This is a genomic window from Streptomyces sp. NPDC093260 (assembly GCF_040683715.1).
GTDB lineage: Bacteria > Actinomycetota > Actinomycetes > Streptomycetales > Streptomycetaceae > Streptomyces > Streptomyces sennicomposti.
In genome coordinates, this window is record NZ_JBFBEK010000007.1 from 176,415 (window position 1) to 200,440 (window position 24,026).

Consider the following 24,026-nt stretch of genomic DNA (forward strand, 5'->3'; position numbering starts at 1 on the left):
GAGCTTCACGTTCCCTTCGTCCGGCCGCGGATGCGGGGGTACGGGGTCCGGCGACGGCGCGAACGGGGGAGCATGCCGCCGCCGGACCATTCGGCGGAGGTGCCCGGCCGCCGCCCCTGACCCGGGCGGCGCTGGGATGGCCGGTCACCTGGGTGAGGACGCTAGGACCGACCATGTCGGGCGGGTGGCTCCATGTACGGAACTGGCGCGAGCAGAGCGGATGGTGACCGTATGTGTCCGCTGGGCACCCCCAGAGGCGGTCGCTTCACGTGGAGTGATGACCGAAGCGGAGGTTCCGCAGCGAACAGGAGTAACAGGGTGCTATGGGGCGTACGTGCACCGCCGTACCGGGGACACCCCGCACGTCCGCGGACGGATGCGCGGGGACGGGCCGGTGCCGGAGGGCCGAAGGCGTGAGATTAGGCTCCGGCCTCATGGACGTACTCATCCATCTCTTCGTCGGCCTGCACATCATCGGAATCGCCGCGCTGCTCGGCGGTTTCCTCACCCAGATGAAGGCGGTGGGCCAGGGCACGGCCCGGTTCGTGCCGGGCATGCTGCACGGCGCGCTCACCATGCTGGTCACCGGCGTCGTCCTGGTCGGCCTCAACCAGGCTCAGGACTACCCCCTCGACAACATCAAGATCGGCGTGAAGCTGGCGCTGCTGATCGTCATCCTGGGCCTCGTCTACGTCAAGCGCGACGACGAGAAGGTGGACAAGGGCATGTTCGGCGTCGTCGGCCTGCTGACCGTGGCGAACATCTTCATCGCGGTGCTGTGGACCTGACCGTCGCCTCCGGGGCCGTGCGGGTCAGCGTGCGGTCCTGAGGCCGGCGCGCGCTTCCGCGACCGCCCCGCGCCGACCGCGAGCCAGGCCCCCGCGCCGACCGCGGGCCAGGCCGCCACGACCCAGAGCAGCACCTGGCCGAGCACGTCCAGCTCCGGGATGCGCAGGGAGACGGCGATGGACAGCGTGGCCGCCGCCGTCGTCCCCAGCGAGGAGACGGCCGTGATCGCGATCCTCAGGAGCCGCGCGCGCCGTGCGGGCGGGGCGCGCGCGGGCGCACCCGAATTGCGTCAAGGCGACCCGTACCGGGTGTGCGCCGCCTTCGCGCCCGGTTGCGCCGGTGCCGCCCTGTGCGCCCGCCCAGCTCGGGCGCGCTCTTCCCGCCCTCCCCGTCAGGCCGGTCGCACCACGTGGTGGACGGCCGGGGCGCCGTCGTGGTGGATCGGGTCCTCGCGGACGTACGCGCCCGGCCCCGGGGCGTGGATCATCATGCCGTGACCCGCGTAGACACCGACGTGGCCGACCTCACGGAGGGAGTCGTGAGGGTCGTGGAAGAAGACGAGGTCACCCGGGAGCGCTTCGGCCAGCGGGACGGTCGTGCCCGCGTCGGACTGGTCGCGTGTGGAGCGGGGCAGGGCGACCCCGGCGGCCTTCCACGCGGCCTGGGTGAGCCCCGAGCAGTCGTAGGAGCCGGGACCCGACGCGCCCCACACATACGGCTTGCCGATCTGCGCGCGGGCGAAGGCGAGGGCCTTGAGGGCCTTGGTGACGGACGGGGAACCGACCCGCCGGACGGACCCGTCTGCGGCGGTCGGCACGGCCGGGACGACTGGCGCGGACGGCACGGCGGGGACGGGGGCGGCCGTGGCGGGTGCGCCGGTGGCCGTTCCCGCAGCCACCAGCAGCGTGCGTGCCGCGGCGAGCTTGCGCTGGACTGCGGCTTTGGCCGCCCTGATGTCGTACTGCTGTGCGGCTGACGCCGTGGTCGACGCCCCGGCCGACGCCATGACCGAGGCCCCGGCCGAGGCTCGATGACGACCAGAACCCTCGGTACCGGGACCAGCCGTCCCGGGAACGACGGCGTCCACCGGCGCGTTCCGCCCCGCCGACGGGTTCTGGCCGGCGGCCGCGGGCCGCTGCGCGGTGCGCCCGGCGGCCCGGACCCGTTGCCGCGCGGTCAGCCGGCTCATCAGCTGCGCCCGGTCGAAGTAGCCGCTCGGGGCCTCCGCGAGCAGCAGGGCGGCGGCGTCCGGCCCCGAGGCCGCGGGGCGGTACGGCGCCGCGGTGAACGCCCCCAGCATCTCGCGCGCCTTGGTCAGCATGTCGGTGCGCTTGGCGGTGCCGTCGCGGAGCGCACCGCCCCGGCCGCGCTGCCGGACGCCTCTCTCGCCGGCCCGGACCCCGGCTCCTGCGCCACCGGGCCCCTCCTCGGCCCCGCCGTACCGACTTCCGGCGCCACCGCGCCCGTCCTCGTCGCGCCCGTTCCCGGACCCGCCGTTTCGGCCCTCGGACTCCTCACGGCCGTCGGCCGCGGCATCGGCCCGCCGGTACAGCTCGTCGAGCTTCCTCTCGACCTCTTCGGGGCTCGGCCTCCCGCCCGGGGACAGGACGTCCGAGGGCTCGGCGCTGTGGGGGAGCAGGGCCACGGAGGCCGGAGCCGGACCGGCCGGAACCGGGACGGGAGCCGGTGCGGGAGCGGACGGACCGGTCGCGTGCGTGACCGGGGGGTGGAGCTTGCGGTGCGACGCCAAGGGGGGCGACTCCTTCCATCCTCCGCCTGCCGGGTGGGCTGTCGGTTCGGGCGGGCGTTCCGGAAGGGAGCGCCTCGCTGTCCCGCTCACGGAAGAAGCTCGTGGCGAGCTTGTGCTCGTGGAAGAAGGCGGGCCGATTCCCCTCCGGGGCGCGGGTCCCGGGTCCGGCGCGCATGGCGGTGCGGCCGGATTCGGCGGAGGCCGCGCGGCCCGGCGCCGTTCGCCGGTGGGGTCGTGCGGCCCGTCGGAACGGTAACCAACCCGTGAGGCTCCTGTGAAGGTCGATGCGTGATATGCCCGATACGTATTCGTGACCTGGCCGAACCGTGTCGTCGCCGTGGCGGACCGGCTGCGTGGGGTGACCGCCTGGTCCGGTCCCATGGCCCTCATGGGGCGGCCTGGTCCGGTCCGGCCGGCCGCGTGCGGGGGCCGGGTTGTGGCCGTGTCGCGGCCGGCCGGTCCGGTCCCGGCGGCTCCGTCCGGCGGCCGGCGGACCGATTCGATGTGGTCCGTGAGGGCGATCGGACGATCCGGCCCCGGGTTGTCAGTGGGGAGCCCTAGACTCGTAGAGCGATGAGCAGCCTCTTTGACGACAGCTTCCTGGCGGACCTCCAGGCCCCGCGGGCCCACGGGGAGGAACCACCGCCGCCGCCCGAGGACGATCACGCTCCGGAGTCCGTTCCGGACGATCTGTTCGGCGGGAAGTTCGACGTGCCGCCGGACCCGCAGTCCTACCTCCCGGATCCCCGCGACTCCGACGGGTACGGGCGCGACGCCTACTACCGCGACGGCGCCCCCCGGCCGGTCATCGACTCGGCCGCGCTCCTGGAGGGGCTGAACGACAACCAGCGCGCCGCCGTCGTCCACGCCGGCTCTCCACTGCTCATCGTGGCCGGCGCGGGCTCCGGCAAGACCCGCGTCCTGACGCACCGGATCGCCTACCTGCTGGCTGAGCGGGGTGTGCACCCCGGGCAGATCCTGGCGATCACCTTCACCAACAAGGCCGCCGGCGAGATGAAGGAGCGCGTCGAGCAGCTGGTCGGCCCGCGGGCCCACGCGATGTGGGTGATGACCTTCCACAGCGCGTGCGTGCGCATCCTGCGCCGCGAGAGCAAGCGGCTCGGCTTCACGTCGTCCTTCTCGATCTACGACGCCGCCGACTCCAAGCGTCTGATGGCCCTGGTCTGCCGCGATCTGGACCTCGACCCCAAGCGCTACCCGCCGAAGTCCTTCAGCGCCAAGATCAGCAACCTGAAGAACGAGCTGATCGACGAGGAGGACTTCGCCGCCCAGGCCACCGACGGCTTCGAGAAGACCATCGCCCAGGCCTACGCCCTCTACCAGTCGCGGCTGCGCGAGGCCAACGCCCTCGACTTCGACGACCTGATCATGACGACGGTCAACCTGCTGCGCGCCTTCCCGGACGTCGCCGAGCACTACCGCCGCCGCTTCCGGCACGTCCTGGTCGACGAGTACCAGGACACCAACCACGCGCAGTACGCCCTCGTCCGGGAACTCGTCGGCACCGCCGAGCACCCCGTGGACGTGCCGCCGAGCGAGGCCGACGTGCCGCCGGCCGAGCTGTGCGTGGTGGGCGACGCCGACCAGTCGATCTACGCCTTCCGCGGCGCGACCATCCGCAACATCCTCCAGTTCGAGGAGGACTACCCGGACGCGACGACGATCCTGCTGGAGCAGAACTACCGCTCAACGCAGACCATCCTGTCCGCCGCCAACGCGGTCATCGAGCGCAACGAGTCGCGCCGCCCGAAGAACCTGTGGACCAACGCCGGCGCCGGCGCCCGCATCACCGGGTACGTCGCCGACACCGAGCACGACGAGGCGCAGTTCGTCGCCGACGAGATAGACCGGCTCACCGACGCGGGCGAGGCCAAGGCCGGAGACGTCGCCGTCTTCTACCGCACCAACGCCCAGTCCCGTGTCTTCGAGGAGATCTTCATCCGCGTCGGCCTGCCCTACAAGGTCGTCGGCGGCGTCCGCTTCTACGAGCGCAAGGAGGTCCGGGACGTCCTCGCCTACCTGCGGGTACTGGCCAACCCCGAGGACTCCGTCCCGCTGCGCCGCATCCTCAACGTGCCCAAGCGCGGCATCGGCGAGCGCGCCGAGGCGATGGTCGACGCCCTCGCCCAGCGCGAGAAGATCAGCTTCCCGCAGGCGCTGCGCCGCGTGGACGAGGCGTACGGCATGGCCGCGCGGTCGACCAACGCCGTCAAGCGGTTCAACACGCTGATGGAGGAGCTGCGCACGATCGTGGAGTCGGGCGCCGGTCCGGCCACGATCCTGGAAGCCGTCCTCGAACGCACGGGCTACCTCGCCGAGTTGCAGTCCTCCACCGACCCGCAGGACGAGACCCGCATCGAGAACCTCCAGGAACTCGCCGCCGTCGCGCTGGAGTTCGAGCAGGAGCGCGGGGAGGGCGAGCCGGTCGCGCTGTCGGAGTTCCTGGAGCAGGTCGCCCTGGTCGCCGACTCCGACCAGATCCCCGACGAGGAGGACGGCGACGGCGTCATCACGTTGATGACCCTGCACACCGCCAAGGGCCTGGAGTTCCCGGTGGTCTTCCTCACCGGCATGGAGGACGGCGTCTTCCCGCACATGCGCGCCCTCGGCCAGGTCAAGGAGCTGGAGGAGGAGCGCCGGCTCGCCTACGTCGGCATCACGCGCGCCCGGGAGCGGCTGTATCTGACCCGCTCGGCGATGCGCAGCGCGTGGGGACAGCCGTCGTACAACCCGCCCTCCCGGTTCCTGGAGGAGATCCCGCAGACGCACGTCGACTGGAAGCGGACGGGCGGCTCGGTGGCGGCGCCCTCCGGCCCGGCGTCCGGGGTGGCGGCCTCGCTGTCGTCGTCCCGCTCCCGCTCGTCGGCGTCCGGCGCCTCCGGGTTCGCCACCCGCCGCACCGCGGACAAGCCGGTGGTGTCCCTCGCCGTCGGCGACCGGGTCACGCACGACCAGTTCGGTCTCGGCACGGTGGTCGCGGTCAAGGGCACCGGCGGCAACGCGGAGGCGACGATCGACTTCGGCGACGCCAAGCCCAAGCGGCTGCTGCTGCGGTACGCGCCGGTGGAGAAGCTGTAGCCCCAGTGGGCGCGGAAAGACGTGAGCCCCCGCGCGGCGGGGGCTCACGCTTGCCCGGAGCCCGAGCCCGAGCCCGAGCCGGTAGCGGGGGCCGGATCAGGTCGGGTCGAGACCGTGGCTGCGCAGCCACGGCAGCGGGTCTATCGGCGACCCGCCCGCGGGCCGCACCTCGAAGTGGAGATGCGGGCCCGTGGAGTTGCCGGAGTTGCCCGAGTACGCGATGGGCTCTCCGGCTTTGACGCTCGTACCGGAGGGAACCCGGTAGCTGGAGAGGTGGCAGTACCAGGTCTCCGTGCCGTCCTTCGCGGTGAGGATCAGCATGTTGCCGTAGGCGCTGTTCCACTGCGTGCGGACCGTGCCGTCGGTCGCGGCCATGACCGTGGTGCCGTAGGCGACGGGGAAGTCGATGCCGGTGTGCACGGACATCCAGTTCACGCCGGCCTGGCCGAAGTAGGCGCTCAGCCCGCGTTGCAGGACCGGCAGCATGAACTTGGGGCGCAACCGCTCCTTGCGGGCCGCCTCCTCCGCCGCCTTCTTCTGCTCGGCGACCTGCTGGGCCTTGAGGTCGATGCGCTCCTGCGTACGGCTGGCGCGGTCGGCGAAGTCGTCGGCCCCGGCGGACAGGCTCTGCAGTTGGGTGTCCAGTTTGTTGTTGGCGGTGGCCGGCTGGACGGGGTGCGCGTCGGGGGCGGACGCCGAGGTCTCCTTGGCGTCGTCGGTGAAGGTGCCCACGGAAGCGGCGGCCGCGCCGGCCACCCCCAGGACGCAGACCGAGGGCACCGCCACCGTGAGCAGCGCCGAACGCTTGGCCGGCTGGCGGCGACGCGAACGGCCCCCCGCGCGCGGGGCCGGGACATGGGCGATCTCCTCCTGGTCCTCCAGGAGGGCGACGGCGGGCAGTTCGCCGGTGGCGTCCTGCTCCGGCGCCGCCGGAACGGTGCCGTCGGCGCCCGTGTCGTCGTACGACTGCCGGGGCTCGGGGAGCAGGCCGGTCGCGGTGGTCTCCCCGTCGGCCGTGCCGCCGGTGTTCCACTGGGTGGCGTCGTAGGCGCCGGTGTCGAAAGACTGTGCCCCGAGGAGCTGGGCATCGAAGGTCTGGGTGTCGAACGCCTGGGCCTCGAACGTCTGGGTGTCGGTGCCCTGGGCGTTCCAGTCCCACTGCCGGGCCGCCTCGGCGGCGGCGTCCTGCGGGTCGTTCTGGAGCCAGGCGCTCGCGTCCCACTGTCCGCTGGTGTCGGCGGGCGCGGACTGCTGCGGCACGAACGGCACCTGCTGGTAGCCGGTGGCCCACGCGGTCGTGTCGTAGGCGCCGGTGTCGTAGGCGGCGTGGTGCTGGGCCGCGTACGCGTCGCAGTTCAGGCTCTGCTGGCTGCCCGTGGACCACTGCGTGGTGTCGTAGGTGCCGGTCACCTGGGCGTTCTCGCCGGTGAGGCCGTCGTGGCCGGGGACGGCGGAGTAGTCGGCGGTGTGGTACGTGCCGGTGTGGAATCCGGTGGCGCCGTACTCGCCGTACGTGGTGTCGTACGAGGTGAAGTCGCCGTACGCGGCTTCCTGTCCGCCGTACGACGCATAGGGCGCCGAGGCGTCTTCGGAGGCCGGTGCCGGGGGGGTAGCGGTCCCCGACGGGTGACGGTCGTTCACCAACTTCTCTTTCGCCTCGACAACAGGGGCTGCCAGAGCAGTGCGGCGACTGTACCCGGCGGTACGCGGGCGCGACAATCTTCGGCCGGTTTCCCGTACGCGGGAAACGGGCAATCGGCTGTGTTTCGGCGGACGGCGGACACGCCCTTGACGTTGTGTTCGAGACGAAGTTCGACCCTGATGGGTCAACCTCACGCGACGGTCAGGCCTCCGGCCCGGCTCGCGGTCGGGTCTCCCGGCCGCACGGTGTCCAGGGCCTGGCGGATTCCGCTCGCCACGGCCGGATGCACCGGCAGGGCGAGATGACCGATGCCGCTCACCCGCACGTTCTCCGCCTTCAGGTCGGGGTGGTCCACACAGGCCGACTCCAGCGGGTCCATCAGATGGTCGAGGTCGCTCCAGAAACTGACGAAGTACGTACGGCAGCCCGGTGCGGGACGCGACAGCTCCTCGATCAGCTCCGAGCCGGGGCGCATCTGGCGCACGATCGGATGGGCGTTGGCCAACGGCGCCACCCGGGTGCCGGCGTGCGGGGTGCCGAGCGTGACCAGGGTGCGCACCCGCAGGTCACCGCCGAGCCGCTGTACGTAGTACCGCGCGATCAGGCCACCCAGGCTGTGCCCGACCACATCGACCCGCTTGCTGCCGGTGCGCTCGCAGATCTCCTCGATGTGCCGGCCGAGCAGTTCGGCCGCGGTGCGGATGTCACAGGTCAGCGGCGAGTAGTTGAGGGACTCCACGCGCTGCCGGCCGTGCTGGGCGAGGCTGCGGCGCAACAGCACGAACACCGAGCGGTTGTCGATGAACCCGTGCAGCAGCACCACCGGCGGCTTGGCCTCCACCGGCAGCCGGGCGGCGCCGCCCGGCCCGTCCGTCGTGCCGGGCGCGGGCAGCGGGCACGCCGGGCCGCGGCGCTCCTGGACGATCCCGGAGGGATACAGGAGGACGTGTCCCGCGAGGATCGCCAGTTCCAGGGCGGTCGCCTTCAGCAGACCCAGCGAGACTCCCGCGATCCTGCTCGGGAACAGACGCTGACAGAGCGGAAGGATGGGGTCTGCGACGCTGGTGACCTTCATGGCCGACCTCCTGTCGGCGCACGGGAGGACGGCCCTGTCCCCCGTGCGTCCCTGTGGGCGGTCGCGGCGGCCGCGGCCGGCGGGGCGGGGGCGCGGAACGTGGGGCGGCTCGTGTGTCCTGCGTGCCCTCGCCGGTGTGCTGCACCGCCACGGCGCGCCGATCGCGGCGCCGCGCTGTGACGACCTCGCTGCGGCTTCCGTGAAGCTTGTTCCCGCACCGGCTTCCGTGCCACGGTGCTGTCCGGGCCGTGGCCCGCGGCGACGGGGATCGGTGCGGGGCGTGAAAGCCCCCCTTGCTCCAGGAGTCCGAGCCCGGAGGAGTGTCCCACCGTGTGATTTGCCCCTCCCCGCGCACCCCGAAACTGCGGGTTGCGGGATGCTGGAGATAACGTTCGTTCACTTCCCCGGACGATGTGGTGCGGGGCGGCCGCCCCACGGCGGGCGGTTGTAGTCGCTTCATGGAGGCAGTGATGGGTGTGGCAGCCGGTCCGATCCGCGTGGTGGTGGCCAAGCCGGGGCTCGACGGCCACGATCGCGGGGCCAAGGTGATCGCGCGGGCGCTGCGCGACGCCGGCATGGAGGTCATCTACACGGGGCTCCACCAGACCCCGGAGCAGATCGTGGACACGGCGATCCAGGAGGACGCCGACGCGATCGGCCTGTCCATCCTCTCCGGCGCGCACAACACTCTCTTCGCCGCGGTCATCGACCTGCTCAAGGAGCGCGAGGCGGAGGACATCGTCGTCTTCGGCGGCGGCATCATCCCGGAGGACGACATCGCGCCGCTGAAGGAGAAGGGCGTCGCCGAGATCTTCACTCCGGGCGCGACCACCCAGTCGATCGTCGACTGGGTCCGCGAGAACGTCCGCCAGCCGGCGGAGGCGTAGCCCTCGCGGGCGCGGCGCGAGGCTGTGCACCGGGGCGTGCGGGGCGGGTGCGACCGGCCCGGCCGGCGGCTGAGGGCGAGGCCGTTCAGGCCGAAGGAGGGTCTGGGCGGCCCGGGGGCGCGGCCCCCGCAGACGCCCGCCGTCCTCCGCCGCACCGCTCAGCCACCGAGGGCACCGAGTTCCTCGGTCATCGCGGCGCGCAGCCGCAAAGTCGTCACCAGTCGCTGGAACGCCTCCGCCCAGTACCCGCCGGCCCCGGGCGAGGCGTCCCGCGCCTCGTCCGGCACCGCCAGCAGCCCGTCGAGCCGACTCGCCTCCGCGGGGTCCAGACACCGCTCGGCCAGTCCCATCACTCCACTGAAACTCCATGGGTAACTCCCTGCGTCCCGCGCGATGTTGAGCGCGTCGACCACCGCCCGGCCGAGTGGCGCGGCCCACGGCACCGCACACACGCCGAGCAGCTGAAACGCTTCGGACAGACCGTGCGCCGAGATGAACCCGGCCACCCAGTCGGCCCGTTCGGCGGCGCCCAGCGTGCCGAGCAGCCGGGCGCGCTCGGCCAGCGACACCGCGCCCGGCCCGCCGGCCTCGGGCGCCGCGGGCGCTCCGAGCAGCGCCCGTGCCCAGCGTGCGTCCCGCTGCCGCACCGCGGCCCGGCACCAGGCGGCGTGCAGCTCGCCCTGCCAGCCGTCGGCGACCGGCAGGGCCACGATCTCTTCGGGGGTGCGCCCGCCCAGGCGTGCGGGCCAGGTGCCGAGCGGGGCCGCCTCCAGCAGCTGGCCCAGCCACCACGACCGCTCGCCCCGCCCGGAGGGCGCCTTGGACACGACGCCGTCGCGCTCCATGGCCGCGTCGCACTCGTGCGGGGTCTCGACGGCGATGGTCGGCGCGTCGAGGGTGTGATCGACGGCCACGCACGCCGTGGCCCGGTCCGCCATCCGCGCGGCCAGCGCCGAGCCGGGCAGCGCCGACAGCAGTTCGGCGGCTGTCGCCCGCACGTTGCGGCTGCGGTCCCCGAGGGCCTGCTCCAGGAACGGCTCGTCCTCCGGCGCCAGGCCGGCGCGCAGCGAGTCGAGGAACATCAGACGGTCCTCGGCCCGCTCGGTGGCCCAGGTGCCGGCCAGCAGGTCCCGCGCCGCCGCGGGGTCGCGCTCGCGGAGCGCCGCCAGCAGCGCCACCCGTTCCGCGAACAGGCCCTCCTCCCACAGTTCGCGTATCCGTTCCGCCTCGCGGGGGCCGGGCAGGGCGGTTCCGCCGCCGGTGGCCGCGCGCAGGGCGAACCGCCAGTCGGGGTTGAGCCGGGCCAGCCACAGGGCGCGGGGACCCGCCAAGGTCAGCGCGGCCGGCCGCAGATCGGTGCGCCCGCGGGCCGCGTCCAGCAGGGCGGGCAGAGCCTGCGGGGGCGCCGCGTAGCCGCGCGCGTTGGCGGCGGCGAGCCACTGGGGCAGCAGCTCCATCAGGTCGGGCGCGGTGCCCCTGCGTCCGCCGCCCGCCGTGCCGTGCCGGTCGGCCAGCAGCATGGTCAGCCTGTGGGCCGCCGCCGGAGGCAGCTGCGGCCGCGGGTCCTCGGGCGCCGGCTGCGGCCGCTCGGCCGCGGGTGCGGCCCGCAGCCCGGCCCGCCGCCGTACGGTCTGCACGGCCGCCGCGTCCAGCAGCGCCGCCGGGGCCTGCCGTCCCGCGGGCATGCCCGGGGGCGTACGGCGGTCCGTTCCGAGCAGTGCGGTGGTGACCAGCTCCTCCCAGGCACCCGCTGCGGGCGCTTCCACCGGGGCGGAGTTCCTGATCATGAGCTTCCCTTCGGTTGCCGGGTGCCTGCGGGGGGTCGGAGGGTCACTCGCGCCGGGTTTCCCGTGGTGTGGAACAAATGCGTGAAACCGGTGAGAAACAAGGGTGAAACGTGATGCGGATCGGTGACGTCCGGGGTGTTGTGCGCCTTTCGGGTGAGGCTTTCCCGCCGTGCGCCGCAACCCTCCGCCACATCCCGCCATGTCACTCCAATGACGGACACGAAAGCCTCGTGACCAGCGAAAATATCGCTGAGGGTGTTGGGTTCATAGACACAGAGTGACCATTTCGCCGGCGTTCCCCCGCCAGGCCGTCAAGGGCGTGAAGCCGCGGTGGCCGCACTCGCCGAACACCATGACGGGCGCGCCCCCCGACAGTGCCACCAGCCGCCACAGCCCCGGCCGGGCGCCGACCGCCGCGGTGAGCGGCAGCGCGGAGTCGGAGCCGGCGTCGGCCAGCTGCCAGGAGTCGCCGTCCGGCACCGGTATCACCTCCCGCAGCGTCACCGGGACGGACTCCAGCCACGGGTCGTCCCGCAGTGCCTCGCCGTAGCGTGCGGCCGCCCGCGCGGGCGTCACGCCGGGCGGCCGCACGCCGGTCGGCGCGGGCGGCGCGAACCGCTCCCCGAGAGCCGCGCGCGGCTGTCCGGCGCCCGGATACGCGGCGACCTCCGCGTCCAGGGCCAGCCCCACCGGCAGCGCCAGCTCGGGGGCGCGGCCGGCCGCGCCGTAGGAGATCAGCAGCGCCGTACGCCCGCTGTCCGCGCCGTGCAGCCAGATCCGGCGCGTGGTCAGCTTCGCGTCCGCCGTGTCGTACTGGGAGAGGACGAGCCAGCGGTCGCGCAGCGGCGGGCCGTCCGCCGCGCCGGGCAGGCCCACCCGGGAGCGCACCGTCGCCGCCAGTGCCTCCGGCAGCCGCTCACGGCGCAACCAGCCCTGGTCCAGCAGATGCAGCAGCGCGCACTCCTCCAGCAGCCGCACCGGCCAGCCCGGCCCGGAGGACGGTATCGCCCCCAGATCCCGCACCCGGGCCGCCAGACCCGGGGCCTGCGCGTCGACCATGCGGGCCGCCGTCTCCTCCCACAGCGCATACCCCGCCTGCTCGGCCGCGACCAGACCGCCGCGCAGCAGATCGGCCAGGCGCTGCTCCAGCTCCGTCGCCCCCGCCGTGATCCGCTCCGCCCGGCGCTCGGCCCGGCGGCGCGCCGCCTCCGGGCCGGCGGTGCCGGACGAGCTGCCCGCCGCGGCGGCCGGCCGCGCGTCCGCCCGCTGCCGCCGGCCGGCCAGCCATGGCTCCGCCCAGTCCGGCGCCTCCTGCCCCGCCGGGACCGCGGCCTCGTCGCCCGCCCACAGCAACAGCAGCCCGAGCGCGTGCTTGCACGGGAACTTGCGGCTGGGACAACTGCACTTGTACGCCGCCCCCGCCGCGTCCCCGAGGTCCACGACCGTCTGGTACGGCTTCTTGCCGCTGCCCTTGCACAGACCCCACACCGCCCCCTCGGCCGAGCTGCCCGCCGCCGACCACGGCCCGGCCGTGGCGAGTTTGCTTCCCGCTTTGCGTGACGCGTCGTCAGGCGCCAGTGTCAGCACCTGGTCCGCGGTCCAGCGCACCCCCTGCTGTGTCATGCCGTCGAAGGTAGATCCCCCCACTGACAATCGGCCGGGCGAGCGCGTATGCGCAGGTCAGCTCACATTGTCAGTGCCGTGGTGCACGGTGGTCACCAGATCCGAACCGGCCGAGCTGGAGGGGGCCTCAGCCATGTCTGTGTCCGTGGAACCGACACCCGTCGAACCGAGCCAGAACCACTCCGCGCCCGCGAACGCTGGCGGCGCGGGCAGCGGCGGGAGCGCGCCGGGCGCCGAGACGGCGCAGGCGTTGCGGCCGCACGCCGAGCAGGCATTCGCCGCCGAACTCGCCGCGCTCGCCGCGCAGGACGACCGCCCGCGCCCGGCCCGCTGGAAGCTGTCGCCGTGGGCCGTGGCCACCTACCTCCTCGGCGGCGCCCTGCCCGACGGCACGGTGATCACGCCCAAGTACGTCGGCCCGCGCCGCATCGTCGAGGTCGCCGTCACCACCCTGGCCACCGACCGCGCCCTGCTCCTGCTCGGCGTGCCCGGCACGGCGAAGACCTGGGTGTCCGAGCACCTGGCCGCCGCGGTCAGCGGCGACTCGACGCTGCTGGTCCAGGGCACGGCGGGCACGCCCGAGGAGGCCATCCGCTACGGCTGGAACTACGCGCGGCTGCTGGCCCACGGCCCCAGCCGCGACGCCCTCGTGCCGAGCCCGGTCATGCGGGCCATGGCGCAGGGCATGACCGCCCGCGTCGAGGAACTGACCCGCATCCCGGCCGACGTGCAGGACACGCTCATCACGATCCTGTCGGAGAAGACCCTGCCGATACCGGAACTGGGCGAGGAGGTGCAGGCGGTCCGCGGCTTCAACCTGATCGCCACGGCCAACGACCGCGACCGCGGGGTGAACGACCTGTCCAGCGCGCTGCGCCGCCGGTTCAACACGGTGGTGCTGCCGCTGCCGGAGACCCCCGAGGCCGAGGTCGACATCGTCTCGCGCCGCGTCGACCAGATCGGCCGCTCCCTGGACCTGCCGGCCGCACCGGACGGTATCGACGAGATCCGCCGGGTGGTGACCGTCTTCCGCGAACTGCGCGACGGCGTCACCGCCGACGGCCGGACGAAGCTGAAGTCGCCCAGCGGCACGCTCTCGACCGCCGAGGCGATCTCGGTCGTCACCAACGGCCTGGCGCTGGCCGCCCACTTCGGCGACGGCGTGCTGCGGGCCGGCGACGTCGCCGCGGGCATCCTCGGCGCGGTCGTCCGCGACCCGGCGGCCGACCGGGCCGCCTGGCAGGAGTACCTGGAGACGGTGGTCCGCGAACGGGACGGCTGGAAGGACTTCTACCGGGCCTGCCGGGAGGTGAGCGCGTGAGGGACGACGAGTCTGCGCGGGGGAGCGCGGCGGGCCGGGAGCGGGCGCCGGGCGGTGCGGTGCGGAACCGGGCCGAGGACGAGCCCAGCTGGACGGGCGGCCGGGGCGGGCGGCGCGCGCGGTCGGGGCGAGGGGGACGGTGTGCGCGAGGGGGACGGTGTGGCGGGGAATGAGGGAACCGAGGCGACGGAGGGCCGGTGGCCCGGCGCGGGGCCGCTGCTCCTAGGGGTGCGGCACCACGGGCCGGGCTCGGCCCGGGCGGTGCGGGCCGCGCTGGAGGCGGCGCGGCCGCGGGCGGTCCTGATCGAGGGGCCCCCCGAGGCGGACGCGCTGGTCCCGCTCGCCCTGGACGAGGGCATGCGGCCGCCGGTCGCGCTGCTCGCCCACGCGGTGGACGAGCCGGGCCGGTCCGCCTTCTGGCCGCTGGCCGCGTTCTCCCCGGAGTGGGTCGCCCTGCGCTGGGCCCTGGAACACGACGTCCCGGCCCGCTTCATCGACCTGCCGGCCACCCACACGCTGGCCTGGCAACGGGACGACGAGAACGCGTCGGCACACGCCGGCGAACCGGAGTCCGGGCTCGGCCCAGGTGAGGGCCGTCCCGGGATCGGGGACTCCCCGGAGGAGGGGGCCGGCAAGTCCCCGGAACGCGGGCGGACGCCCGCCCGCGCCGGAGCGCCCGCCGGTTCGCAGGCGCCCGGCGGGCCGTCGGGGGCGCCCCACGACTCGGACGGACCCGGCGGTCCCGGGACGCCCGGTGGTTCGGGTGCGCGCCCCGGCTCCGCGGTGCGGGTCGATCCGCTCGCCGTGCTCGCCGACACCGCCGGTCACGACGATCCGGAGCGCTGGTGGGAGGACGTCGTCGAGCACCGGGGGAGCGGAGCGGCGGACCCGTTCGCACCCTTCCTCGCGCTGGAGGAGGCGATGGACGCGCTGCGGGAGGCGTACGGGAGCGGCGGCCACGGACGGGACCTCGTACGGGAGGCCCACATGCGGCTCAAGGTGCGCGCCGCGCAGCGCGAGTTCGGGGACGGCGTCGCCGTGGTCTGCGGCGCCTGGCACGTGCCCGCGCTGCGACGGAAGGCCACCGTCGCCGCCGACCGCGCCCTGCTGAAGGGCCTGCCCAAGATCAGGGCGGACCTGACGTGGGTGCCCTGGACGCACCGCCGGCTGTCCCGGGCCAGCGGCTACGGCGCGGGCATCGACTCGCCCGGCTGGTACGCACACCTGTTCGCCGCGCCGGACCGGCCGGTCGAGCGGTGGCTGACCAAGGTGGCCGGACTGCTGCGCGAGGAGGACCGGATCGTGTCGTCCGCGCACGTCATCGAGGCGGTGCGGCTGGCCGAGACGCTCGCCGCGATGCGCGGCCGTCCGCTGCCCGGGCTGAGCGAGACCACGGACGCCGTGCGCGCGGTGATGTGCGACGGCTCGGACGTGCCGCAGGCACTGGTGCACGACCGGCTGGTGGTCGGCGACGTCCTCGGCGAGGTGCCGGGCACGGCGCCCGCCGTGCCGCTCCAGCGCGACCTCGCCCGCCTCCAGCGCCGCCTGCGCCTCAAACCGGAGGCGCTGGAGCGGGAGCTGGAACTCGACCTGCGCAAGGAGACCGACGCCGAGCGCAGCCGGCTGCTGCACCGGCTGCGGCTGCTGGGCGTCGACTGGGGCGAACCGGCCGCCTCGCGCAGCGGCACGGGCACGTTCCGTGAGACCTGGCGGCTGCGCTGGGAACCGGAACTGTCGGTACGGGTCGCCGAGGCCGGAGTATGGGGGACGACCGTCCTCGCCGCCGCGACCGCCAGGGCGGAATCCGACGCCGTCGGCGCGCAAGCCCTCGCCGAGATCACCGCTCTCGCCGAGCGCTGCCTGCTCGCCGGACTCACCGATGCCCTGCCCGTGGTGATGAGGGCGCTCGCCGACCGGGCGGCGCTCGACGCGGACGTCGGCCATCTCGCGCAGGCGCTGCCGGCGCTGGTGCGCTCCCTGCGCTACGGCGACGTGCGCGGCACCGAGACCGGAGCGCTGGCGGGGGTCACCGCGGGCCTCGCCGAACGGATCTTCGTCGGCCTGCCGGCGGCCTGCGCCGCCCTGGACGCGGACGCGGCCGAGGAGATGCGCCGCCATGTGGACGCGGTGCACACGGCGGTGGGCCTGCTGGGCGACACCCTCACGGTCCGCCACAGCGACCTGCGACCCCGCTGGCACACCGTGCTGCGGACCCTCGCCGAGCGGGACACGGCGCCCGGCGTGATCCGGGGGCGCGCGGTGCGGCTCCTGCTCGACGACGGGGCGACGGAGCAGGAGCGGGCGGCGCGGCTGATGGGGCTCGCACTGTCGCCGGGAACACCGCCATCGGACGCGGCGGCGTGGATCGAGGGTTTCGTCGGCGGGGGCGGCGGCGGAATGCTGCTCGTGCACGACGACCGGCTGCTCGCTCTCCTCGACGCCTGGCTGACCGGAGTACCCGCCGAGGCGTTCACGGACGTGCTGCCGCTGCTGCGGCGGACCTTCTCGGCGTACGAGCCGGGGGTGCGCAGAACGCTCGGCGAGCTGGTCCGGCGCGGTCCCGGGCAGGGCGGTGGCGCGGCCGGGGCGCCGACGGCGGGCGCGCCCGGCTTCGGCCCCGGCCTGGACGAGGAGCGGGCGGACGCGGTGGTGCCGGTGATACGGCTGCTGCTGGGCCTGGACGAGGCGGCGGTGACCGCGACCCGGACCACGACGAACGGCGGTGCGGAGGCGAACGGCATCGCCGCCGGTACGGCGGACACCGGCGCCGGAGCGCGGGGCGCAGAGGTCGGGGGAACGGTCCGCGACGGACGTGCGGGGGCGGCGGCATGACGGCGGGAGAAGGAGGCGGCACGGCTGCGGGGAGGCGCACGTCATGACGGCGAGGAGGGGAAACGGCATGGGCGCGGTCGAGGGACACGGCGTGAGCGCGAGGGAGGGAGACGCCGTGACGGACGCGGCACCCGAGTCCGCTCAGGAGCGATTGCGGCGGTGGCGGCTCGTACTCGGCGGCGGCGAGGGCGCCGACGGCACCGATTGCACGCTCTCGGGCCGGGACGCGGCCATGGACGGGGCGCTCACCGCGCTCTACGGCAAGGGCGACGGCGGCAGACCGAGCGGCGGGAACCGATCGGCGGGCCTCGGGGCGTCCGCGCCGTCGGTGGCGCGCTGGCTCGGGGACATACGGACGTACTTCCCCTCCTCCGTCGTGCAGGTCATGCAGCGCGACGCCATCGACCGGCTCGGGCTGGCGACGCTGCTGCTGGAACCGGAGATGCTGGAGGCGGTGCAGGCGGACGTCCACCTGGTCGGCACGCTGCTCTCGCTGAACAAGGCGATGCCCGAGACGACGAAGGAGACGGCGCGGGCGGTGGTGCGCAAGGTGGTCGAGGACCTGGAGCAGCGGCTCGCCACCCGCACCCGTGCCACCCTCACCGGTGCCCTCGACCGCAGCGCGCGCGTCAGCCGGCCCCGCCACCACGACATCGACTGGAACCGCACGATCGCGGCCAACCTGAAGCACTACCTGCCCGAGTACCGCACAGTCGTGCCGGAACGGCTCATCGGCTACGGACGGGCGTCCCGCTCGGTGAAGAAGGAGGTGGTCCTCTGCATCGACCAGTCCGGGTCGATGGCGGCGTCGGTGGTGTACGCGTCGGTGTTCGGCGCGGTGCTCGCGTCGATGCGGTCGATCAGCACCCGGCTGGTGGTGTTCGACACGGCGGTCGTCGATCTCACCGACCAGCTGGACGACCCGGTCGACGTGCTCTTCGGCACCCAGCTCGGCGGCGGCACGGACATCAACCGGGCGCTGGCGTACTGCCAGGCGCAGATCACCCGGCCGGCGGACACGGTGGTCGTGCTGATCAGCGACCTGTACGAGGGCGGGATACGCGACGAGATGCTGAAGCGGGTGGCGGCGATGAAGGCGTCAGGAGTGCAGTTCGTGGCCCTGCTCGCGCTCTCCGACGAGGGCGCCCCCGCCTACGACCGGGAGCACGCCGCCGCGCTCGCCGCCCTCGGGGCGCCGGCGTTCGCCTGCACCCCCGACCTGTTCCCGGAGGTGATGGCGGCGGCGATCGAGAAGCGCCCCCTGCCGGTGCCGGCCACCGTGTGACGGCTCGTGCCCGGCCACCACATGCGTACGGCCGAGCCGGGGACGTTCACCGTACGACCGGCCCCCGGCCCACCGGCTTCACGCGGCGTACGGCCGCGGGGGACCTGCGAGTCTGCGGGGCTGTGCGGGCCACTGGGCACGGCTGGCCGGAAGTCGTCGGTTCGTCCGGACGCCCGCCCGGAACCCTGCGACAGGGCCGCGCTGGTCCCCATTGGGATGGGGACCAGCGGGTCCGGGCCCTCCGGGCCGTGCACGGGGTCCTCACCGGGGCGACCCCAGCCCGGTGAGGCCCTGCGGATCCGGCCACATCCGGCACGCCGTGCCAGGAGCGGCGGCATCATGTGACAGGTATCACCGCGTGGGTGTGACCCCGGATTTAGGGCGCCCCCGTGAGCGGCGATAACCTGCGAGATGGACATGCCGCGCGCTCGGACACCGTGTGCGCCCCCCTAGTGACAAGCGGACGTCACGTTGCCCTTCGCGGCACGCCCACGCATCCAACGAACCGCGAGATCACTGATAGGGACGGAAGCGCGTGGACCTGTTCGAGTACCAGGCGAGGGACCTCTTCGCCAAGCACGATGTACCGGTGCTGGCCGGTGAAGTCATCGACACGCCTGAGGCGGCGCGCGAGATCACCGAGCGACTGGGCGGCAAGTCCGTCATCAAGGCGCAGGTGAAGGTCGGTGGTCGCGGCAAGGCCGGTGGCGTGAAGCTCGCCGCCACCCCGGACGAGGCCGTCGCCCGTTCGACGGACATCCTCGGCATGGACATCAAGGGCCACACGGTCCACAAGGTGATGATCGCCGAGACGGCCCCCGAGATCGTCGAGGAGTACTACGTCTCCTTCCTCCTCGACCGTGCCAACCGCACCTTCCTGTCCATCGCCTCCGTCGAGGGCGGCATGGAGATCGAGGAGGTGGCGGCCACCCGCCCGGAGGCCGTCGCCAAGACGCCGATCGACGCGATCGACGGTGTGACCCCCGAGAAGGCCCGCGAGATCGTCGCGGCCGCCAAGTTCCCGGCCGAGGTCGCCGACAAGGTCGCCGACGTCCTGGTCAAGCTGTGGGACACCTTCATCAAGGAGGACGCCCTCCTGGTCGAGGTCAACCCGCTGGCCAAGGTCGCCTCCGGTGAGGTCATCGCCCTCGACGGCAAGGTCTCCCTGGACGACAACGCCGAGTTCCGTCACCCCGACTTCGAGGAACTCCACGACAAGGCCGCCGCCAACCCGCTCGAGGCGGCTGCCAAGGAGAAGAACCTCAACTACGTCAAGCTCGACGGCGAGGTCGGCATCATCGGCAACGGCGCCGGCCTGGTCATGTCGACCCTGGACGTCGTCGCGTACGCCGGTGAGAAGCACGGTGACGTCAAGCCCGCCAACTTCCTGGACATCGGCGGTGGCGCCTCCGCCCAGGTGATGGCGAACGGCCTGGAGATCATCCTCGGCGACCCGGACGTCAAGTCGGTGTTCGTCAACGTGTTCGGTGGCATCACCGCCTGCGACGAGGTCGCCAACGGCATCGTCCAGGCGCTGAAGCTCCTCGAGGACCGCGGCGAGAAGGTCGAGAAGCCGCTCGTCGTCCGCCTCGACGGCAACAACGCCGAGCTGGGCCGCAAGATCCTCACCGACGCCAACCACCCGCTGGTCCAGCGCGTCGACACCATGGACGGCGCGGCCGACAAGGCCGCCGAGCTGGCCCACGCCGCCAAGTAAGCACTCAGGACGAGGACACCAACACACCATGGCTATCTGGCTCAACAAGGACAGCAAGGTCATCGTCCAGGGCATGACCGGTGCGACGGGCATGAAGCACACCAAGCTCATGCTCGGCGACGGCACCAACGTCGTGGGCGGCGTGAACCCGCGCAAGGCGGGGCAGACCGTGGACTTCGACGGCACCGAGGTACCTGTCTTCGGTACCGTCAAGGAGGCCATCGAGAAGACCGGCGCCGACGTCTCCGTCATCTTCGTGCCGGAGAAGTTCACCAAGGACGCGGTCGTCGAGGCCATCGACGCCGAGATCCCGCTGGCCGTCGTGATCACCGAGGGCATCGCCGTGCACGACACGGCCGCCTTCTGGGCGTACGCCGGCAAGAAGGGCAACAAGACCCGCATCATCGGCCCGAACTGCCCCGGCATCATCACCCCGGGCCAGTCCAACGTCGGCATCATCCCGGGCGACATCACGAAGCCGGGCCGCATCGGCCTGGTCTCGAAGTCCGGCACGCTGACGTACCAGATGATGTACGAGCTGCGTGACATCGGCTTCTCGACCGCCGTCGGCATCGGTGGCGACCCGATCATCGGCACCACGCACATCGACGCGCTCGCCGCGTTCCAGGCCGACCCCGACACCGACCTGATCGTCATGATCGGCGAGATCGGCGGCGACGCCGAGGAGCGGGCCGCGGCCTTCATCAAGGAGAACGTGACCAAGCCGGTCGTCGGCTACGTCGCGGGCTTCACCGCGCCCGAGGGCAAGACGATGGGCCACGCCGGCGCCATCGTCTCCGGTTCCTCCGGCACGGCCCAGGCCAAGAAGGAGGCCCTGGAGGCCGCGGGCGTCAAGGTCGGCAAGACCCCGACCGAGACGGCCAAGCTCGCCCGCGAGATCCTCGCCGGCTGAACCGTCCGGGCGGTTCGGCCGCCCGACGTGTGACATCGACGGGCCCGTTCCCGGCCGCGCCGGCCGGGAACGGGCCCGTCGGCTCGTACGGAGACGGCACGCACGCGGCGCACACGGGGCGCGCCCCGAAAGGGCTAGCGGATCTCGGGCACCAGACGCTCCGGTCCGCCCGCCGCCTCGGCCTTGAGCCGCGCGCGCTGCTTGAGCGTGTCCGGGGACAAGGGACCGGCCGCCGCCTCCACCGGCAGGCCCCGCACCGGATGACCGGGGGAGACCGGCGCCAGGTAGTGCGTCGGGGCGGTACGGAGCGTGAGCGCCGTCGCGCCGATGATGGTGACGGTGAACGCGATGGCGGACCGGGTCCAGAAACGGGTGCTGCGTTCCTCGGCGGTCCGCACGGCCGCCGGCCCGGCGACCGAGGCGGCCACCGACGCGACCGCGGCCCCGGCGACCGGCCTCCCGGCCGCCCCGGCGCCGCGCCCGCCGCTTCTTGCGGCCCCGGCGACCCCGGCGACCCCGGCCACCCCGGAGGCTCCCTGAGCAGGGGCGCCCGCCGGCGGGGCGGAACCGCCCGCGCCCGTCCCCGACACGGTCCTGCCCGTCGCGGCAGCGTTCCCCGCCGCCAGGGTCGCCGCCGAGCCGAGGCGGACCAGGCGGCGGTGGAGTTCCGTCGGGTCGGCCAGTTCGGGGAGGTGAGCGGCGACGGCCTCGCGGGCGTGCATCAAACGGTTGGCCGTCGCCGGGGTGCTCGCCTCCGTCTCGGCCGCCGTCTCCGGCAGATCGAGGCCGACGCCGTCGTACAGCACCAGCGTGCGGCGGTACGACGGCGGGAGCCGCAGCAGCGTGTCCTGAAGGGCGCGGTCGGCGGGGTCCGGCGGCGCGTCGGGCAGGCGGTCGCGCCCCCGCAGCCGGTGCCAGGGGGACAGCGCGCACTCGTACGTCGCCGCCCGCACCCAGCCCGCCGGGTCCCGGTCGTGGGCCACCTCGGGCCAGCGCTGCCAGGCCTGCCGGAAGGCGGCCTCCACGGCGCCGCGCGCCCGCTCGTGACGCCCGGTCAGGAGATAGGCCTGGCGGACGAGGGCGGGGGCGCAGAAGGCGTAAAGCGCGTCGAAGGCCTGAGCGGGCGTCAGCTCGGTCCCGGCCGTTCCGGCCTTCACCCCCTCCGGCCCTTCCGGCCGGTCGCGGGTGTCGGTGGTCGTCGTCCCGGAGGACTGAGTGCGTGTCAGGGCGGGTGCCGCGCAGGGCATACGGTCCTCAACGGGCTGCGGCAGCGGGTTCGCATGACGATCCGTCACAGTGCGTCCCTCCGTGTGAATAGGCACATAAACGTATATTGCGCGACACATCGGGGGTTCGCCTGTTGCGCCGGGAATGCGTGTGACGTTGGCAGCATGGCGGCGTGATCCAGACGACCCCACACCGCCCGCCCCTGGCCCAGCTGCGCATCCGCGTGCGGGACCGTTCGCCCGGTCTCGGCGCCGGCTTCCTCGGCGGCGTGGTGGCGGCGGGCCTCGGGCTCGGCTCGTCCGCCGTGCTCGTCATCGTGCTGTGGATCAGCTCGCCGTACCCCGACAGCGGGCCCGGCGGCGCGCTGCACGTCGCCGCCGCGCTGTGGCTGCTCGCGCACGGCGCCGAACTGCTCCGCCCCGGCACCCTCACCGGCGCGCCCACCCCCATCGGGGTGGCACCGCTGCTGCTGCTCGTGCTGCCCGTGCTGCTGCTGCACCGGGCGGCGCGGGACGCCACCGACACCACCGACGGCGGACCGCTGCTGCCTCAGCACACCGCCTGGGCGGGCGTCGTCATCGGCTACCTCTCCGTCGCCGTCGCGGCCGCGGTGTACGCGGCCGGCGGCCCCCTGCACCCCTCGTGGCCGTGGACCGTCCTGTGGGTGCCGCTGGTGGCGGTGGCGGCGGCGGGCAGTGGTGTCTGGGCGGCGTACGGCTGTCCGCGCGTCCCGGTGGAACGGGCGCTGGACGCTCTGTCGCTCTCGCCGGGAGTACGGCGGCTCCTGCTCGGGCCGGGACCACGGGCCCGCCTCGGCGCCTCCGCGCGGGCGGCGGGCGCCGGAGTGGTGGTGTTCGTCGGGGGCGGCGCCCTGGTGCTCGGAGTCTCGCTGGTCGCGCACGCCGGCGCGGCCCAAGGGGCGTTCCTGAAACTGACGGAGGGCTGGTCGGGACGGTTCGCCGTCCTGCTGCTCTGCCTGGCGCTGCTGCCGAACGCGGTGTTGTGGGCGGCGGCCTACACCCTCGGTCCCGGCTTCGCGCTCGGCTCCAGCCAGGTCGGCCCGCTCTCCTCCGCCCCGCTGCCGTCGCTGCCGCCGTTCCCGCTGCTCGCGGCGGTCCCCGACACGGGACCCGGCACCCCGCTGAACTGGGCCGCCACGGCGGTGCCGGCCGCGGCCGGACTGACGATCGGCTGGTTCCTCGCGGGCGCGGCGGTACGGGAGACCCGCGACCCGGGTGCGAACGGCGGCCTGCGAGCCTGGTCGTGGCGGCGGACCGCGGGCGGGGCCGCGCTGGCCTGCCTGGTGTGCGCGATCGCGCTCGGCCTGCTCGCGGAACTGGCGGGCGGCCCGCTGGGAAACGCCGCCCTCGCCGATTTCGGACCGGTCGGCTGGCAGGTGACCGGGGCCGCCCTGCTGTGGACCGCGACGGCGGCCGTGCCGACGGCGGTGCTGGTACGGGCCTGGCGCTGCCGGGGGCACCGTGCGCAGACGGACGGGCACACCCCGTGGCGGATCACGAATCCCCGCACGGGCGGCGAAGCACGGGCGGCTCAGCCGGCCCACACGGCGGACGCCGAGCGCCGTCGCGTGGCCGACGACCACTACGACGCGACCCTGGAGCCGTACGACGTGCTCCCGCTGGACCCGCCGTCGCCCGCCGGCACCGACCACGGCTCCCACGGGCTGCCCGCCCCGGCCGCCCTCGGCCGGCCGGCGCAGCCGAGCCCCGCGACTCCGCCGAAGCACCTGGAGCCGACCGAGAAGACGGCGAAGCCGGAGAAGGCGGTGACGCCGGACGGGACGGCGACGCCGGGAAAGAAGCAGGAGAAGAAGACGGCGGGACCGGACCGGGCAGCGAAGCCCGAGCAGGCACCGCCCCCCGCGGACCGGACCGAGCCGCCCCTCCCCGCCGGGCAGCACACGTCAACCCTGGCGAAAGAGCCCCCCGAGTCACCGGCCGCGCCGACCCCCGCCGCACCCACCCCGGGCACGACCACGCCCCCTACGACCGCAAACCCCGCACCCCCCGGAACGCCCCCCGAGTGACCCCCGGCCCCGCACCACGCTCACCGCGCCCC

15 protein-coding genes are annotated in these 24,026 nt (G+C 74.0%); 9 read left to right on the forward strand and 6 right to left on the reverse strand.

Features of this window, described 5'->3' with window-relative positions; genetic code table 11:
- The first annotated feature begins 434 nt into the window (after positions 1 to 434).
- Positions 435 to 788: a hypothetical protein gene (locus tag AB0N63_RS11720; protein WP_365527386.1), complete on the forward strand. Its 354-nt coding sequence runs from the start codon at positions 435 to 437 to the stop codon at positions 786 to 788.
- 392 nt (positions 789 to 1,180) lie between these two features.
- Here the strand turns inward: AB0N63_RS11720 and AB0N63_RS11725 are convergent, their stop codons facing one another.
- On the reverse strand, positions 1,181 to 2,539 hold the full coding sequence (locus AB0N63_RS11725; RefSeq protein WP_365527387.1) for a C40 family peptidase: 1,359 nt from the start codon (positions 2,537 to 2,539) through the stop codon (positions 1,181 to 1,183).
- A gap of 573 nt (positions 2,540 to 3,112) precedes the next feature.
- Here AB0N63_RS11725 and pcrA point away from each other — a divergent pair.
- Complete coding sequence (gene pcrA / locus AB0N63_RS11730; protein ID WP_365527390.1) at positions 3,113 to 5,638, forward strand: DNA helicase PcrA; 2,526 nt, start codon at positions 3,113 to 3,115, stop codon at positions 5,636 to 5,638.
- 96 nt (positions 5,639 to 5,734) lie between these two features.
- Here the strand turns inward: pcrA and AB0N63_RS11735 are convergent, their stop codons facing one another.
- Both AB0N63_RS11735 and AB0N63_RS11740 read right to left on the reverse strand, forming a co-directional pair.
- Positions 5,735 to 7,279: a M23 family metallopeptidase gene (locus AB0N63_RS11735; RefSeq protein WP_365527392.1), complete on the reverse strand. Its 1,545-nt coding sequence runs from the start codon at positions 7,277 to 7,279 to the stop codon at positions 5,735 to 5,737.
- Positions 7,280 to 7,470: 191 nt separating this feature from the next.
- The gene (locus AB0N63_RS11740) at positions 7,471 to 8,355 is read right to left on the reverse strand and encodes an alpha/beta fold hydrolase (protein ID WP_365527395.1); all 885 of its coding nucleotides are present in this window, start codon (positions 8,353 to 8,355) and stop codon (positions 7,471 to 7,473) included.
- 470 nt (positions 8,356 to 8,825) lie between these two features.
- Between AB0N63_RS11740 and AB0N63_RS11745 the strand changes: the two genes are divergently transcribed.
- Positions 8,826 to 9,242 (forward strand): cobalamin B12-binding domain-containing protein, encoded by a 417-nt coding sequence (locus tag AB0N63_RS11745; RefSeq protein ID WP_009190228.1) that lies wholly within the window; start codon positions 8,826 to 8,828, stop codon positions 9,240 to 9,242.
- 158 nt (positions 9,243 to 9,400) lie between these two features.
- On the opposite strand, the gene AB0N63_RS11750 is transcribed toward AB0N63_RS11745, so the two are convergent.
- Positions 9,401 to 11,029: a DUF5691 domain-containing protein gene (locus tag AB0N63_RS11750; protein WP_365527398.1), complete on the reverse strand. Its 1,629-nt coding sequence runs from the start codon at positions 11,027 to 11,029 to the stop codon at positions 9,401 to 9,403.
- A gap of 264 nt (positions 11,030 to 11,293) precedes the next feature.
- Positions 11,294 to 12,652, reverse strand: a complete 1,359-nt coding sequence (locus AB0N63_RS11755) for an SWIM zinc finger family protein (protein ID WP_365527400.1) — start codon at positions 12,650 to 12,652, stop codon at positions 11,294 to 11,296.
- A gap of 133 nt (positions 12,653 to 12,785) precedes the next feature.
- Between AB0N63_RS11755 and AB0N63_RS11760 the strand changes: the two genes are divergently transcribed.
- From AB0N63_RS11760 to sucD, 5 genes are all read left to right on the forward strand, one after another.
- On the forward strand, positions 12,786 to 13,973 hold the full coding sequence (locus tag AB0N63_RS11760; RefSeq protein ID WP_365527402.1) for an AAA family ATPase: 1,188 nt from the start codon (positions 12,786 to 12,788) through the stop codon (positions 13,971 to 13,973).
- 159 nt (positions 13,974 to 14,132) lie between these two features.
- On the forward strand, positions 14,133 to 16,805 hold the full coding sequence (locus AB0N63_RS11765) for a DUF5682 family protein (RefSeq protein WP_365527404.1): 2,673 nt from the start codon (positions 14,133 to 14,135) through the stop codon (positions 16,803 to 16,805).
- A gap of 67 nt (positions 16,806 to 16,872) precedes the next feature.
- On the forward strand, positions 16,873 to 18,090 hold the full coding sequence (locus AB0N63_RS11770; RefSeq protein WP_365527407.1) for a VWA domain-containing protein: 1,218 nt from the start codon (positions 16,873 to 16,875) through the stop codon (positions 18,088 to 18,090).
- Positions 18,091 to 18,625: 535 nt separating this feature from the next.
- Positions 18,626 to 19,807 carry an ADP-forming succinate--CoA ligase subunit beta gene (gene sucC, locus AB0N63_RS11775; RefSeq protein WP_365527410.1) on the forward strand — a complete coding sequence of 394 codons (1,182 nt, stop codon included), beginning with the start codon at positions 18,626 to 18,628 and terminating at the stop codon, positions 19,805 to 19,807.
- Between the two features lie 28 nt (positions 19,808 to 19,835).
- Positions 19,836 to 20,720: a succinate--CoA ligase subunit alpha gene (gene sucD / locus AB0N63_RS11780; protein WP_009190236.1), complete on the forward strand. Its 885-nt coding sequence runs from the start codon at positions 19,836 to 19,838 to the stop codon at positions 20,718 to 20,720.
- Positions 20,721 to 20,854: 134 nt separating this feature from the next.
- Here sucD and AB0N63_RS11785 read toward each other — a convergent pair whose 3' ends face one another.
- Positions 20,855 to 22,015, reverse strand: a complete 1,161-nt coding sequence (locus AB0N63_RS11785; protein ID WP_365527413.1) for a sigma factor-like helix-turn-helix DNA-binding protein — start codon at positions 22,013 to 22,015, stop codon at positions 20,855 to 20,857.
- A 104-nt stretch (positions 22,016 to 22,119) separates the two neighbouring features.
- Between AB0N63_RS11785 and AB0N63_RS11790 the strand changes: the two genes are divergently transcribed.
- Positions 22,120 to 23,994: a DUF6350 family protein gene (locus tag AB0N63_RS11790; RefSeq protein ID WP_365527416.1), complete on the forward strand. Its 1,875-nt coding sequence runs from the start codon at positions 22,120 to 22,122 to the stop codon at positions 23,992 to 23,994.
- The last annotated feature ends 32 nt before the right edge of the window (positions 23,995 to 24,026 follow it).

Coding starts and splice junctions, on each gene's coding strand:
- AB0N63_RS11760 (WP_365527402.1), top strand. CDS start 12,786: ATGTCTGTGTCCGTGGAACCGACACCCGTCGAACCGAGCCAGAACCAC.
- AB0N63_RS11750 (WP_365527398.1), bottom strand. CDS start 11,029: ATGATCAGGAACTCCGCCCCGGTGGAAGCGCCCGCAGCGGGTGCCTGG.
- AB0N63_RS11745 (WP_009190228.1), top strand. CDS start 8,826: ATGGGTGTGGCAGCCGGTCCGATCCGCGTGGTGGTGGCCAAGCCGGGG.
- AB0N63_RS11770 (WP_365527407.1), top strand. CDS start 16,873: ATGGGCGCGGTCGAGGGACACGGCGTGAGCGCGAGGGAGGGAGACGCC.
- pcrA (WP_365527390.1), top strand. CDS start 3,113: ATGAGCAGCCTCTTTGACGACAGCTTCCTGGCGGACCTCCAGGCCCCG.
- AB0N63_RS11755 (WP_365527400.1), bottom strand. CDS start 12,652: ATGACACAGCAGGGGGTGCGCTGGACCGCGGACCAGGTGCTGACACTG.
- sucD (WP_009190236.1), top strand. CDS start 19,836: ATGGCTATCTGGCTCAACAAGGACAGCAAGGTCATCGTCCAGGGCATG.
- AB0N63_RS11720 (WP_365527386.1), top strand. CDS start 435: ATGGACGTACTCATCCATCTCTTCGTCGGCCTGCACATCATCGGAATC.
- AB0N63_RS11740 (WP_365527395.1), bottom strand. CDS start 8,355: ATGAAGGTCACCAGCGTCGCAGACCCCATCCTTCCGCTCTGTCAGCGT.